General features: G+C 68.1%; 14 protein-coding genes and 1 pseudogene. 13 read left to right on the forward strand and 2 right to left on the reverse strand.

Features of this window, described 5'->3' with window-relative positions:
* Positions 1-13 precede the first annotated feature (13 nt).
* Together BTO20_RS04065 and BTO20_RS04070 are read right to left on the reverse strand one after the other, a co-directional pair.
* A complete protein-coding gene (locus BTO20_RS04065) occupies positions 14-748 on the reverse strand; it encodes an SIMPL domain-containing protein (protein WP_087073606.1) in 735 nt (244 codons plus the stop codon).
* A gap of 22 nt (positions 749-770) precedes the next feature.
* A complete protein-coding gene (locus BTO20_RS04070) occupies positions 771-1,691 on the reverse strand; it encodes an alpha/beta fold hydrolase (RefSeq protein WP_198344248.1) in 921 nt (306 codons plus the stop codon).
* Between the two features lie 132 nt (positions 1,692-1,823).
* On the opposite strand from BTO20_RS04070, the gene ftsH reads away from it, so the two are divergent.
* From ftsH to lysS, 13 genes and pseudogenes are all read left to right on the forward strand, one after another.
* Entirely contained in the window at positions 1,824-4,130 is a 2,307-nt protein-coding gene (ftsH, locus tag BTO20_RS04075; protein ID WP_087073610.1) for an ATP-dependent zinc metalloprotease FtsH, read from the forward strand.
* 21 nt (positions 4,131-4,151) lie between these two features.
* Positions 4,152-4,766, forward strand: coding sequence for a GTP cyclohydrolase I FolE (gene folE / locus BTO20_RS04080; protein WP_087073612.1), 615 nt, complete (start codon positions 4,152-4,154; stop codon positions 4,764-4,766).
* Entirely contained in the window at positions 4,763-5,596 is an 834-nt protein-coding gene (gene folP / locus BTO20_RS04085) for a dihydropteroate synthase (protein WP_198344249.1), read from the forward strand. Before folE ends, folP begins: the two co-directional genes overlap by 4 nt.
* On the forward strand, positions 5,589-5,969 hold the full coding sequence (gene folB, locus BTO20_RS04090; protein ID WP_087073614.1) for a dihydroneopterin aldolase: 381 nt from the start codon (positions 5,589-5,591) through the stop codon (positions 5,967-5,969). Before folP ends, folB begins: the two co-directional genes overlap by 8 nt.
* 22 nt (positions 5,970-5,991) lie before the next feature.
* Positions 5,992-6,528, forward strand: coding sequence for a 2-amino-4-hydroxy-6-hydroxymethyldihydropteridine diphosphokinase (gene folK, locus BTO20_RS04095; protein ID WP_087073616.1), 537 nt, complete (start codon positions 5,992-5,994; stop codon positions 6,526-6,528).
* Between the two features lie 3 nt (positions 6,529-6,531).
* Positions 6,532-7,008: a DUF3180 domain-containing protein gene (locus tag BTO20_RS04100; protein ID WP_087073618.1), complete on the forward strand. Its 477-nt coding sequence runs from the start codon at positions 6,532-6,534 to the stop codon at positions 7,006-7,008.
* 77 nt (positions 7,009-7,085) lie between these two features.
* Positions 7,086-7,593: pseudogene (locus BTO20_RS40220) on the forward strand (DUF6779 domain-containing protein); the annotation flags it as partial.
* Between the two features lie 327 nt (positions 7,594-7,920).
* Positions 7,921-8,430 carry a hypothetical protein gene (locus BTO20_RS40225; protein ID WP_232491331.1) on the forward strand — a complete coding sequence of 170 codons (510 nt, stop codon included), beginning with the start codon at positions 7,921-7,923 and terminating at the stop codon, positions 8,428-8,430.
* A gap of 81 nt (positions 8,431-8,511) precedes the next feature.
* A complete protein-coding gene (locus tag BTO20_RS04110; RefSeq protein WP_087073620.1) occupies positions 8,512-9,435 on the forward strand; it encodes a Rossmann-like and DUF2520 domain-containing protein in 924 nt (307 codons plus the stop codon).
* The gene (panC, locus tag BTO20_RS04115) at positions 9,432-10,370 is read left to right on the forward strand and encodes a pantoate--beta-alanine ligase (protein ID WP_087073622.1); all 939 of its coding nucleotides are present in this window, start codon (positions 9,432-9,434) and stop codon (positions 10,368-10,370) included. The genes BTO20_RS04110 and panC overlap by 4 nt, the downstream gene beginning before the upstream one ends.
* Positions 10,370-10,804 carry an aspartate 1-decarboxylase gene (panD, locus tag BTO20_RS04120; protein ID WP_087073624.1) on the forward strand — a complete coding sequence of 145 codons (435 nt, stop codon included), beginning with the start codon at positions 10,370-10,372 and terminating at the stop codon, positions 10,802-10,804. The genes panC and panD overlap by 1 nt, the downstream gene beginning before the upstream one ends.
* On the forward strand, positions 10,804-11,619 hold the full coding sequence (locus BTO20_RS04125; RefSeq protein WP_087073626.1) for a type III pantothenate kinase: 816 nt from the start codon (positions 10,804-10,806) through the stop codon (positions 11,617-11,619). The genes panD and BTO20_RS04125 overlap by 1 nt, the downstream gene beginning before the upstream one ends.
* A gap of 15 nt (positions 11,620-11,634) precedes the next feature.
* Positions 11,635-13,158, forward strand: coding sequence for a lysine--tRNA ligase (gene lysS, locus BTO20_RS04130; protein ID WP_087073628.1), 1,524 nt, complete (start codon positions 11,635-11,637; stop codon positions 13,156-13,158).
* Positions 13,159-13,259: the final 101 nt, after the last annotated feature.

Below are 13,259 nucleotides of genomic sequence, written 5' to 3' on the forward strand. Positions count from 1 at the left end.
AATCCAGCCCGGCCTAGGTCAGTTCCCAGATCACCGTCACGCTGAAGTTGACGGTCTGCTGGCCCGGTTCCACCGGCACCGAGTCCAGCGCCATGCGCGGCATCGGCGCGGGCGTCGGCGGTGTGGTGCCGGACTGTTCGGAGATCGAGATGACCTTGCCCAGGGTGAGCCCGGACAGCTGGGCGTACTGCTCGGCGCGGCTCTTGGCGTCGTTGAAGGCTTGTGCGCGAGCATCTTTGACCAGCTGCGAATCGTCCTCGATCGAGTAGCTCACCGAGTTGATACGCGTGGCGTCCCCGCCCGTGTTCGCGATGAGCGCCAGCAGCTGTGACGCCGCGGTGATGTCGCGGATCTTGACGTCGATGGCGTTGCTCGCCCGGTACGCGATGGTCGTGCCGTCGGCATTGGTCTGCGGTTGCACGCTGACGTGCGTGGTGCTGATGTCTTTGCGGTCCACCTTGTTGCCCACCAGCGCGTCGATCACGGCCTGCTGGCGCTGGCTGGACTGGCTGAGCGCGGCGGTGACGTCTCCCGCGACCGACTCCATCGCCACGTTGGCGGTCAGCGTGTCGGGCGTGCCCTGCACCTTGCCGGAGCCGATGACGGTGACCTGCCGGGTGTCGGGTGAGCCGCCGTGGGCGTCGGGCCCGGACTTGGAATCGCACGCCGACACACCGGTGATGAGCAGAGCCGCCAGCACGGCGACGAGGGCACGGGTTCGCAACTTCGCATTCGCGGCGATCGCCATGCCACGGGACCCTACCGGCATGTCACAGGCCGCCGAGGAACTCGAGCAGCACTGCGTTGATCTCGTCGGGGCGCTCCTGCTGCAACCAGTGCCCGGCGCCCTCGATGAGCACTTCCCGGTAGTCCCCAGTGACCACGTCGCGGACCCGGTCCCGCGGGGTGAAGCCGAGCACCGGGTCGGCGGTGCCCGCCACGAACAGTGTCGGCGCCGTGATGGTCGAGGCCGGCGTGTGCTCCGTCAGCTCCCAGTTGCGGTCGAAGTTGCGGTACCAGTTTAGTGGCCCGGTGAACCCCGTCTCGGTGAAAGCCTCGATGTAATGCTCGAACTCGCCGGCGGTCACCCAGTCCGGAAGCGGCGGCAGGGGCCGGTCGCGCAGCACGTCCGGGGGAGCGCTGATGCCCTCGAGCGTGATCAGCCGGCGCATCGACTCCCGCGGGTCGACGGCCAGTTCGGCATCGGCAACGCCCGGTTCCTGGAAATACAGGATGTAGAAGAAGTTGTCGCCGATCATCTTGCGCCAGATCTGCGTCGGCGGTGCCGGTGCCCGAGGCACGGGCGGCACGCTCATCGCGACCACGGCGCGCACGCGGTCGGGATGGAAGAGCGCGAAGTTCGTCATCACCGGCGAACCCCAGTCGTGGCCGATGAGCACGGCGCGTTCGGCTTCGACGTCATCGAGCAGCCCGGCGATGTCGGAGGTGAGCGCGACGATGTCGTAGTCCTCGATCGCCGCCGGCCGCGACGAGCCGCCGTAACCACGCTGGTCGGGGGCGAGCACGTGGTAGCCGGCCGCGGCCAGGGCGGGGATCTGATGCCGCCATGAGTAGGCGAGTTCGGGGAAGCCGTGCGCGAGCACGACGACGGGGTTGCCCCGCTCACCCGCCTCGGTCACTCGCAAGGTCACGCCGTTGGTATCGACTAACCGTTCGGTCGGGATGAGCACGATCTCACCCAAGCATGGCCGGCCGCCGAGGGCTAGACCAACGTCGGGAACTGCCCGACGTTGGTCTAGCGGTAGCCTGAAAGCTCTCAACTGTGCACGTTGGAAGGACCGGGCCGAACTCGGCCGATTTTGATGAACCGGAAAAATGTGATCCGCACGCTGACCGCGATCGCGGTCGTGCTGCTGCTGGGCTGGTCGTTTCTCTATTTCAGCGATGACACCCGCGGTTACAAGCCCATCGACACCTCGGTGGCGATGGCTCAGATCAACGCTGACAACGTAGACAGCGCACAGATCGACGACCGCGAGCAACAGTTGCGGCTGGACCTGAAGAACAGCAACGGCGACACCGACAACAGCAAGAAGATCATCACCAAGTTCCCCACGGGCTACGCGGTGCATGTCGTCGACGCGCTGGTCGGCAAGAACGTCAAGTACAACACCGTCGTCAATCAAGGCAGCTTCCTCGGCTCGCTGCTCATCTACATGTTGCCGGTGCTGCTGCTGGTCGGCCTGTTCGTGATGTTCTCCCGTATGCAGGGCGGCGGGCGCATGGGCTTCGGCTTCGGCAAGTCCAAGGCCAAACAGTTGGGCAAGGACATGCCCAAGACCACGTTCGCCGACGTCGCAGGCGTCGACGAGGCGGTCGAGGAGCTCTACGAGATCAAGGACTTCCTGCAGAACCCCAGCCGTTATCAGGCGCTGGGCGCCAAGATCCCCAAGGGCGTGCTGCTCTACGGCCCGCCCGGCACCGGCAAGACGCTGCTGGCCCGGGCGGTCGCCGGGGAAGCCGGGGTTCCGTTCTTCACGATTTCGGGTTCGGACTTCGTCGAGATGTTCGTCGGTGTCGGCGCCTCTCGGGTGCGCGACATGTTCGAGCAGGCCAAGGCCAACAGCCCGTGCATCATCTTCGTCGACGAGATCGACGCCGTCGGCCGTCAGCGCGGCGCCGGAATGGGCGGCGGCCACGACGAACGCGAGCAGACGCTCAACCAGCTGCTGGTCGAGATGGACGGGTTCGGCGACCGCCAGGGCGTCATCCTCATCGCGGCGACCAACCGGCCCGACATCCTGGACCCGGCCCTTCTGCGGCCCGGCCGCTTCGACCGTCAGATCCCGGTGTCCAACCCGGACCTGGCCGGCCGCCGCGCCGTGCTCAAGGTGCACTCGGCCGGAAAGCCCATTGCACCCGACGCCGACCTGGACGGGCTGGCCAAGCGCACTGTCGGCATGTCGGGCGCCGACCTGGCCAACGTGGTGAACGAGGCCGCGCTGCTGACCGCCCGGGAGAACGGGACGGTCATCACCGGCCCCGCGCTCGAGGAGGCCGTCGATCGCGTCGTCGGCGGTCCGCGCCGCAAGGGCCGCATCATCAGCGAGCACGAAAAGAAGATCACCGCCTACCACGAGGGCGGACACACCCTCGCCGCGTGGGCGATGCCCGACATCGAGCCGATCTACAAGGTCACCATCCTGGCCCGCGGTCGCACCGGCGGCCACGCCGTCGCCGTCCCCGAGGACGACAAGGGCCTGATGACCCGCTCGGAGATGATCGCCCGGCTGGTGTTCGCCATGGGTGGACGTGCCGCCGAAGAGCTCGTGTTCCGTGAGCCCACCACCGGCGCGGTGTCCGACATCGAGCAGGCCACCAAGATCGCGCGCGCCATGGTCACCGAGTACGGCATGAGCAGCAAGCTGGGCGCCGTCCGCTACGGCACCGAGCACGGCGACCCGTTCCTGGGCCGCACCATGGGGACGCAGGCCGACTTCGGTCACGAGGTGGCCCGCGACATCGACGACGAGGTGCGCAAGCTCATCGAGGCCGCGCACACCGAGGCGTGGGAGATCCTCACCGAATACCGCGACGTGCTCGACACGTTGGCCGGCGAGCTGCTGGAGAAGGAGACCCTGCACCGCGCCGAACTGGAGGCGATCTTCGGTGAGGTCAAGAAGCGTCCCCGGCTGACCATGTTCGACGACTTCGGTGGCCGGGTGCCGTCGGACAAGCCGCCGATCAAGACCCCGGGCGAGATCGCCATCGAGCGCGGCGAGCCGTGGCCGCCGCCGGTTCCCGAGCCCGCCTTCAAGGCCGCCATCGCCGCCGCCAGCCGGGAAGCCGAGCGGCAGAACGGTGCCAACGGAGCCGGAGTCGCGGGCAACGGCGCACCGAACGGGCCCACTCAGCCCGATTACGGCGCTCCCGCCGGCTGGCACGCGCCCGGCTGGCCGCCGTCGCCGCAGCAGCAGAACCAGCCGCAACCCGCCGGGTACCACCCGCAGCAGGGTTACTGGTATCCGCCGCCACACCCGTCGGGATGGCAGCAGCCCCAGCCGTACCCGTATCAGCCCTATCCGCATCCTGGCCAGCCGGCGCCTGCGCCGGACCGGCCCGCGCCGCCGAACTCGAATGAGGATTCAGGCCAGGACAAGGATCGCTGATCCGAGAACGGAGGACTTCGAATGACGAAGCCCGCGACGCGGTCGCCGAGCACCAACAACAACCATCGGGTGTTCGATCAACCGCGCGCCGAAGCTGCGGTACGCGAGTTGCTCATCGCCATCGGTGAGGATCCCGACCGCCAGGGGCTTGTCGACACCCCGGCCCGGGTGGCCCGGGCCTACAAGGAACTGATGGCCGGGCTGTACACGGATCCGGACGCGGTGCTCAACACCACGTTCGACGAGCAGCACGACGAGCTGGTGCTGGTCAAGGCAATCCCGATGTACTCCACGTGCGAGCACCACCTGGTGTCGTTCCACGGAGTGGCGCACGTCGGCTACATCCCCGGCGAGGACGGGCGCGTGACCGGCCTGTCGAAGATCGCCCGGCTCGTCGACCTGTACTCGAAACGCCCGCAGGTGCAGGAACGGCTGACCGCGCAGATCGCCGACGCACTGATGCGCAAGCTCGCACCGCGCGGGACGATCGTGGTGATCGAGGCCGAGCATCTGTGCATGGCCATGCGTGGGGTCCGCAAGCCGGGCGCCATCACCACGACTTCGGCGGTACGCGGACAATTCAAGACCGACAAGGCATCTCGGGCCGAGGCGCTGGAACTTATCCTCCGTAAGTGAAGTCCACCCGTGTGCAGGTGATGGGGGTCGTCAACGTCACCGACGATTCCTTCTCCGACGGCGGAAAATTCATCGATCGCGACCGGGCCGTGGCGCACGGGTTGGCGTTGGCCGCGGCAGGTGCGGCCATCGTGGACGTCGGCGGTGAATCCACCCGCCCCGGCGCCACGCGGGTGGACCCCCGCGTCGAGGCCGCGCGGGTGGCTCCCGTCATCGAAAAGCTTGCCGCACATGGCGTCACCGTGAGCATCGACACCATGCACGCCGATGTGGCGAGCGCGGCGCTGGCCTGCGGAGCCACGATCGTCAACGACGTGTCCGGTGGGCTGGCCGACCCCAACATGGCGGGTGTGGTGGCAGACGCGAAGTGTGTCTGGGTGCTCATGCACTGGCGTTCGGTGCGGGCTGACCGTCCGCACCACGTTCCCGAATATCGCGACGTGGTCGCCGACGTGCGTGCGGAACTGCTCGCCCGGGTCGACGCCGCGGTGGCCGCCGGGGTCGATCCCGACCGGCTGATCATCGACCCAGGACTGGGATTCGCCAAGACGGGCCAACACAATTGGGCGTTGCTGCAGGCGCTGCCCGAACTGGTGGGCACGGGGATCCCGGTACTCGTCGGAGCGTCGCGCAAGCGCTTCCTCGGGACGTTGCTGGCCGGCGCGGACGGCGAGCCCCGCCCGCCGGACGGCAGGGAGACCGCGACCGCGGTGATCTCCGCGCTTGCCGGGGCGCACGGCGCATGGGGAGTGCGGGTGCACGACGTGACCGCTTCGGTCGACGCATTGCGCGTGCTTGACGCGTGGGAGTCGGGAGGACTCGATGGCTGACCGAATCGAATTGCGCGGCTTGAGAGTTCGCGGCAATCACGGGGTATTCGAGCATGAGCGGCGCGACGGCCAGGAATTCGTCGTCGACATCACGGCGTGGCTCGACCTGCGGGCCGCGGCGGCCAGCGACGAACTCGATGACACGCTGGATTACGGTGCGCTGGCCCAGCGCGCCGCGGACATCGTCGCCGGGCCCCCGCGAAATCTGATCGAGACGGTTTCGGCGGAGATCGCCGACGCTGTCATGGCCGACGAGCGCCTGCACGCCGTCGAGGTGGCGGTGCACAAACCCAGCGCGCCGATCCCGTTGACGTTCGACGACGTCGCTGTGGTCGCCCGGCGCAGTCGCCGCGCACGTGAGGAGCATCGATGAGTCGCGTACGTGAGGAGCGTCGATGACTTCAGTAGTGCTTTCGATCGGGTCCAATCTCGGTGACCGGATGGCGCGGCTGCAATCGGTCCTCGACGGGCTGGGCCCCGCCGTACGCGCGGTGTCCCCGGTGTACGAAACCGACGCGTGGGGCGGCGTGGAGCAGGGTCCGTTCCTCAACGCAGTGCTCATCGCCGACGACCCGGCCCTCGACGGGCAGGGGTGGCTTCGGCGCGGGCAGGAGCTGGAACAGGCCGCCGGCCGGGTTCGCGGTCAGCGTTGGGGCCCGCGCACCCTGGACGTCGACCTGATCGCCTGCTACGACGGCGACGTCGAGCTGAGCTCGCGTACCGATGGCCTGACGCTGCCGCATCCGCTCGCGCACCTGCGGGCCTTCGTGCTGATCCCGTGGCTGACGGTGGATCCGGACGCCACGCTGACCGTCGCGGGCGAATCCCGCCCGGTGCAGCGCCTGCTCGGCGAGATCGACCAGGCCGAACGTGACGGCGTGCGGCCGACGGACCTGGCCCTGACGCTGCAAACCGAATCCACGCGGGACTGAGCGATGGGGCCGACCCGCAAACGTGACCTCGCAGGCACCATCGCCGCCGTGGCCGTCGCAGGCTACCTGCTGGTCGTCGTGCTCTACCGGTGGTTTCCGCCGATCACCGTCTGGACCGGGCTGTCGCTGCTGGCGGTGGCGATCGCCGAGGCCGGCTGGGCGTTCTACGTGCGGTCCAAGATCAACGCCGGGCAGATCGGCGTCGGCGGCGGGCGGCTGCATCCCCTGTCGGTGGCCCGGGGTGTGATCATCGCCAAAGCCTCGGCCTGGGTCGGGGCCATCGTGGCGGGCTGGTGGATCGGAGTGCTGGCCTACTTGCTGCCGCGCCGCGGCGAGTTGCGGGTGGCCGCCGAGGACACCAAAGGCGTGGTGGTTGCCGTCGTCAGCGCGCTGGCATTGGTGGTTGCCGCACTGTGGTTACAGCATTGCTGCAAGTCCCCCGAAGAACCGCCGGACGGCGGTGACGCGGCGCCCGAGTGAACGGGTACCGAAGCTTGGTGGCCGAATCGCCGCCGCGGTCGACACGCTAGGTGACCTGTGACAGGTACAGTCGGCCCATGACCGTTCTGCCCCGCGGTGCTCGGCCACGGCGCGGCGGCCGAAGTCCAGGCTGGCTGCTCTTAACAGTGTTGCTGGTGCTCGCTATTTTGGCGAGTTCGGCGCTGGTGTTCACCGACCGCGTGGAGTTGCTGAAGTTAGCCGTCATCCTGGCGTTGTGGGCCGCCGTGGTGGCGGCGTTCGTCTCCGTCATCTACCGCCGTCAGAGTGATCTCGACCAGGCCAAGGCCCGCGATCTGAAACTGGTATACGACCTTCAGCTCGATCGGGAGATCTCCGCGCGGCGCGAATACGAGCTGACCGTCGAGAGCCAGCTGCGCCGCGAACTGGCTTCGGAGCTGCGGGCCCAGGCCGCCGACGAGGTCGCCGCGCTGCGCGCCGAGCTGGCCGCGCTGCGGGCGAACCTCGAGATCCTGTTCGATGCCGATCTGTCGCACCGGCCTGCCATCGAGAACGACAAGAGCACCGTGCGGGCTGCGGGCCGCGTCACCGCCAGCAGGCTGGATGTGTCCCCGGTCGAGGACACCGACATCCGCAGCGTCCGGACCGAGGAAAGTCCCATCATCGACGTCCCTGCCGAGCCGCATCCGTCCGAGAACGACTGGGTCGCGGCGGCGGCAGCAGCGGCGGCCGGTGGCGCGCACCGGCTGTCCGCCCAGGGCCCCGAGGAGCCGCGCCGCAGGCGCCGCATGCCCGAGGACCAGCAAGCTCGGCCGCCCAGCAGGAGCCGCCTCGTCCGGCGCCGCCGCAGCAGGCTCCGCAGCAGCCTGTTCCCCCGCAGCAACAGCCGCCGTCGACGTGGGCACCGCCCCGCCGCCGCCGACCATGCCGCCGATGGAGCCGTCTCCCACCCTCGACGTGCCCGCCGCCCAGCGCCCGGCGCCGCCGAGCAGCCCGTGGTCCCCGCCGGACGCCCCGCCGCACCGGCTGCCCGAGCAGCCCCAAACCGGGTGGCAGCCTGCTCCAGCCGAAGGGCAGTTCATTCCCGCCGGTGCGCCGGGCAGCAACTGGGTCGCCCCGCCCGTGCCGGAGAACGGGGCGTCCAACGAGTACGTCGGCCGTCGCCGCGCTCCCGAGCAGGCTCCTGCCGAGCCGGTGATGTCCACCCAGCCACCCGAACCGCCACGTGGCCGCCACTCCGCCTCGTCCGACGCGGGCGACCCCGGCCGTCCGGTGCTGGCTGCGGAACCCTCGCAGCCTCCTCCGCCGCCGGAGCCCGAGCCCGAGCCGGAATCCGACGAAGCCAATGGTCAGCACGCCGGCGGGCAGTCGGTCAACGAGTTGCTGGCCCGCTTCCAGTCGGCGCCCGCCCAAGGTGGCGGTCGCAGACGCCGAGACGAGTGAGCTAGTCTGTGGCAACCGTCCGGTACCCGCAGCGCGGGACTGGAACGATGACAACTACTTCAACTTGTGAGGTCGTCTGCGATGGAGCAGTTCGACGGGCTGCGTCCCGCGCGCCTTTCGGTCGGGATCATCTCGGCCGGTCGCGTCGGGACCGCGCTCGGCTACGCCCTGGAGCGGGCCGAGCATGTCGTGGTGGCGTGCAGCGCCATCTCGGAGCCGTCTCGGCTGCGGGCCCACCGCAGGCTGCCTGATACGGCGATCCTGCCTGTCGACGAGGTCGCCGGGCGCGCCGAACTGCTGCTGCTCACGGTTCCCGACGCGGAACTGGCCGCGTTGGTGGCCGGGCTGGCCGCCACGGGTGCGGTGCGGCCGGGCACCATCGTGGTGCACACCTCCGGTGCCAACGGTGTCGGGATCCTGGCACCGCTGACCGCGCAAGGTTGTATCCCGCTGGCCATCCACCCCGCGATGACCTTCACCGGCTCCGACGAGGACATCGCCCGGCTGCCCGACACCTGCTTCGGCGTCACCGCCGCCGACGAGGTGGGTTATGCGATCGGCCAGTCACTCGTGCTGGAGATCGGCGGCGAGCCGTTCCGGGTGCGGGAAGACGCCAGGACGCAGTACCACGCCGCCCTGGCGCATGCCAGCAACCATCTGGTGACCCTGGTGCTCGACGCCGTGGACGTCCTGCGGGCATCGCTGCGTGGTCAGGAACTGCTCGGCCAGGAACTCGTCGGCGACGAACCGGGCGGCCTGGCCGAACGGGTGGTGGCCCCGCTGGCGCGGGCAGCGCTCGAAAACGCCCTGCAGCGCGGGCAGTCCGCGCTGACCGGTCCGGTGGCACGCGGCGACGCCGCCGCAGTGGCCGCCCACCTGAGCGCTCTGGAAGAACTGGATCCTCAACTGGCCCAGGCATATCGGGCCAACTCAATGCGTACTGCCCAGCGTGCCCACGCACCCGGAGACGTCTTCGAGGTGCTGGCGGAAACGAGCCAACGATGAGCCTGGACACCCCACCGAAATTCAGCGCGGGGGAACTCAACGTCTACCGCGACCCTGCCGACGTCTCCGCGGTCACGCGCGCGTTGCGGGGCACCGGGCGACGGGTGGCGCTGGTACCCACCATGGGTGCGCTGCACGAAGGGCATCTGACTCTGGTCAAGGCCGCCAAGCGCGTGCCGGGATCGGTGGTGGTGGTGTCGATCTTCGTCAACCCGCTGCAGTTCGGCGCGGGGGAGGACCTCGACGCCTACCCGCGGACCCTCGACGACGATCTGGCCGCGCTGCGCGCAGAAGGGGTCGACATCGCGTTCACCCCGACCGTCGCCGAGATCTACCCCGACGGGCCGCGCACCGAGGTGCACCCCGGCCCGCTCGGCGAGGAGCTCGAAGGCGCTTCGCGCCCAGGACATTTCGCCGGCGTGCTGACGGTCGTGCTGAAACTGCTCAACATCGTGCACCCCGACAAGGCCTACTTCGGCGAGAAGGACTACCAGCAGCTGGCGCTGATCCGGCAGATGGTCACCGATCTCAACGTCGACGCGCAGATCGTCGGAGTGCCCACCGTGCGCGAGTCCGACGGGCTGGCCCTGTCCTCGCGCAACCGCTACCTCGATGCCGACGAGCGGGAGCAGGCCACCGCACTGTCGGCGGCGCTGCTGGCAGGCAAGTACGCCGCGGCCGGCGGTGCGGGTGCGGCGATCGACGCCGCCAGGGCCGTGCTCGACGAGGTGCCCGCCATCGATGTGGACTACCTGCAGGTCCGCGATCCCCGGCTGGGCCCCGCACCCGAAGAGGGGCAGGCCCGGTTGCTGGTCGCCGCGCGGCTGGGGCGGACCCGGCTGCTCGACAACATCGCCGTTGACATCGGCGCGTCCGCGGGTATCGACGGACACCCCCGCGTCGACGACAACCACGAACTGCCCTGGAGGAACTGATGCAACGCACAATGCTCAAATCGAAGATCCACCGGGCCACGGTGACCCAGGCCGACCTGCACTACGTCGGTTCGGTGACCATCGACGCCGACCTGATGGAGGCGGCCGACCTGCTCGAAGGCGAGCAGGTGACCATCGTCGACATCGACAACGGCGCCCGGCTGGTGACCTATGCCATCACCGGTGAGCGGGGCACCGGAGTCATCGGGATCAACGGTGCCGCAGCGCATCTCATTCACCCCGGCGACCTGGTCATCCTGATCGCCTACGGCGTGATGGAGGACGCCGAGGCGCGGGCGTACCGCCCGCGGATCGTCTTCGTCGACGCCGACAACCGGCAGATCGACCTCGGAGAAGACCCGGCGTATGTGCCGCACCCGGCATTTTCGTCCTCCTCGCGTGCGGGTATCTCCGAGCTGATGTCGCCACGCTGATGCTGCTCGCCATAGACGTCCGCAACACCCACACCATCGTCGGCCTCATCTCCGGTTCGGGAGATCACGCGAAAGTGGTGCAGCAGTGGCGGATTCGTACCGAGTCCGAGGTGACGGCCGACGAGCTGGCCTTGACCATCGACGGTCTGATCGGCGATGACGCCGACCAGCTGACCGGTGCGGCCGGCCTGTCCACCGTGCCGTCGGTGCTGCACGAGGTGCGGCTGATGCTCGAGCAGTACTGGCCGGCGGTGCCGCACGTGCTGATCGAACCGGGCGTGCGCACCGGCATCCCGCTGCTGGTGGACAACCCCAAAGAGGTCGGCGCCGACCGCATCGTGAATTGCCTTGCCGCGTACCACAAATACGGAACGGCCGCGATCGTGGTGGATTTCGGCTCGTCCATCTGCGTCGACGTGGTGTCGGCCAAGGGCGAGTTCCTCGGCGGTGCGATCGCGCCCGGTGTGCAGGTCTCGTCCGACGCCGCGGCGGCGCGCTCGGCCGCGCTGCGCCGCGTCGAGCTGACCCGACCACGCTCGGTGATCGGCAAGAACACCGTCGAGTGCATGCAGGCCGGTGCGGTCTTCGGATTCGCCGGTCTGGTCGACGGTCTGGTCAGCCGCATCCGGGAGGATGTCGACGGGTTCGCGGGCAGCAATGTCGCCGTCGTGGCGACCGGGTACACCGCTCCGCTGGTGCTGCCGGATCTGCGCACCGTCGAGCACTACGACCGGCATCTGACCCTCGACGGGCTGCGGCTGATCTTCGAACGCAACCGGGACTCACAGCGCGGACGGCTCAAGCCTGCGCGCTGACTAAGCTGGCATTTCGTGACCCAAGCCGATAGCCACGTAGCGTCCGAGTCCCAGGCCGACATCCCCGAGCAGTTCCGGATCCGTCAGGCCAAGCGGGAACGGTTGCTGGCCGAGGGGCGTGAACCGTATCCCGTTGTCGTGCCGCGCACCCACACGCTGGCCGAGCTGCGCAGCGCCTACCCCGACCTGGAAGCCGACACGCAGACCGGTCAGGTGGTCGGCATCGCCGGGCGCGTGGTGTTTGCCCGCAACTCCGGCAAGCTCTGCTTCGCGACCCTGCAGGAAGGCGACGGGACCCAGCTGCAGGTGATGATCAGCCTGGCGCAGGTCGGCCAGGAATCGCTGGACAGCTGGAAGAGCGATGTCGACCTCGGTGACATCGTGTTCGTCCACGGCGAGGTGATCAGCTCCAAACGTGGCGAATTGTCGGTTTTGGCCGATTCCTGGCAGATGGCTGCCAAGGCGCTGAGACCGCTTCCGGTTGCTCATAAAGAAATGAGCGAAGAAATGCGGGTGCGGCAGCGCTATGTCGATCTGATTGTGCGTCCGGAGGCGCGCACCATCGCGCGACAGCGCGTCGCAGTCGTGCGTGCAGTGCGCAACGCTCTGGAACGGCGCGGATTCCTCGAAGTCGAGACGCCGATGCTGCAGACTCAGGCCGGCGGTGCGGCCGCACGTCCGTTCATTACCCACTCCAATGCGCTCGACGTCGATCTCTACCTGCGGATCGCGCCGGAACTGTTCCTGAAACGGTGTGCGGTCGGGGGTTTTGAGAAGGTGTTCGAGTTAAATCGGAACTTTCGCAACGAAGGTGTCGATTCCACGCACTCACCGGAATTCGCGATGTTGGAGACATATCAGGCCTACGGTGACTACGACGACTCGGCGACGGTCACCCGGGAAGTTATTCAGGAGGTCGCCGACGAAGCGCTGGGTACCAGAGAAGTGCCATTGCCCGACGGCACGGTCTACGATCTCGACGGCCAATGGGACTCCGTCGAAATGTATCCATCGCTCTCCGAAGCACTCGGTGAAGAGATCACCCCCCAGACATCGGTGGAGCGGTTGTGGCAGATCGCCGATCAACTCGGCGCCGAGATTCCCCGGGATCGTGGCTACGGGCACGGGAAATTGGTGGAAGAACTCTGGGAACACACCGTGGGCGACAAGTTGTGGGCACCCACGTTCGTGCGGGACTTCCCGGTCGAGACGACGCCGTTGGTGCGCGCGCACCGAAGTATTGTCGGAGTCACAGAAAAATGGGATCTGTACGTCCGTAACTTCGAACTCGCGACCGGTTACTCCGAGTTGATCGATCCGGTAATCCAACGCGAACGTTTCGCGGCGCAGGCTCGCGCGGCAGCTGCCGGAGACGACGAGGCAATGGTTCTCGACGAGGATTTCCTTGCCGCATTGGAGTATGCGATGCCGCCGACGACTGGTACCGGAATGGGTATCGACCGGTTGTTGATGGCATTGACGGGGCTTTCAATTCGGGAGACGGTTTTGTTCCCGATTGTCCGGCGTCTCGGCAACTGAGTGACTTCGAACCTGATCTGTTGTATTAGCGCGCGTCGGTGTGGCACATTGGTCAACGAGGCGGGATACTGGCAACTACTCATCAATGCGTAGGCAGAAGG

The organism is Mycobacterium dioxanotrophicus, from assembly GCF_002157835.1.
GTDB classification, from domain to species: domain Bacteria; phylum Actinomycetota; class Actinomycetes; order Mycobacteriales; family Mycobacteriaceae; genus Mycobacterium; species Mycobacterium dioxanotrophicus.

Bases quoted from the DNA above. Each gene is read 5' to 3' on its own strand.
- BTO20_RS04065 (WP_087073606.1), bottom strand. From the start codon at position 748: ATGGCGATCGCCGCGAATGCGAAGTTGCGAACCCGTGCCCTCGTCGCC.
- ftsH (WP_087073610.1), top strand. From the start codon at position 1,824: ATGAACCGGAAAAATGTGATCCGCACGCTGACCGCGATCGCGGTCGTG.
- folE (WP_087073612.1), top strand. From the start codon at position 4,152: ATGACGAAGCCCGCGACGCGGTCGCCGAGCACCAACAACAACCATCGG.
- folB (WP_087073614.1), top strand. From the start codon at position 5,589: ATGGCTGACCGAATCGAATTGCGCGGCTTGAGAGTTCGCGGCAATCAC.
- folK (WP_087073616.1), top strand. From the start codon at position 5,992: ATGACTTCAGTAGTGCTTTCGATCGGGTCCAATCTCGGTGACCGGATG.
- BTO20_RS04100 (WP_087073618.1), top strand. From the start codon at position 6,532: ATGGGGCCGACCCGCAAACGTGACCTCGCAGGCACCATCGCCGCCGTG.
- BTO20_RS40225 (WP_232491331.1), top strand. From the start codon at position 7,921: ATGGAGCCGTCTCCCACCCTCGACGTGCCCGCCGCCCAGCGCCCGGCG.
- BTO20_RS04110 (WP_087073620.1), top strand. From the start codon at position 8,512: ATGGAGCAGTTCGACGGGCTGCGTCCCGCGCGCCTTTCGGTCGGGATC.
- panC (WP_087073622.1), top strand. From the start codon at position 9,432: ATGAGCCTGGACACCCCACCGAAATTCAGCGCGGGGGAACTCAACGTC.
- panD (WP_087073624.1), top strand. From the start codon at position 10,370: ATGCAACGCACAATGCTCAAATCGAAGATCCACCGGGCCACGGTGACC.
- BTO20_RS04125 (WP_087073626.1), top strand. From the start codon at position 10,804: ATGCTGCTCGCCATAGACGTCCGCAACACCCACACCATCGTCGGCCTC.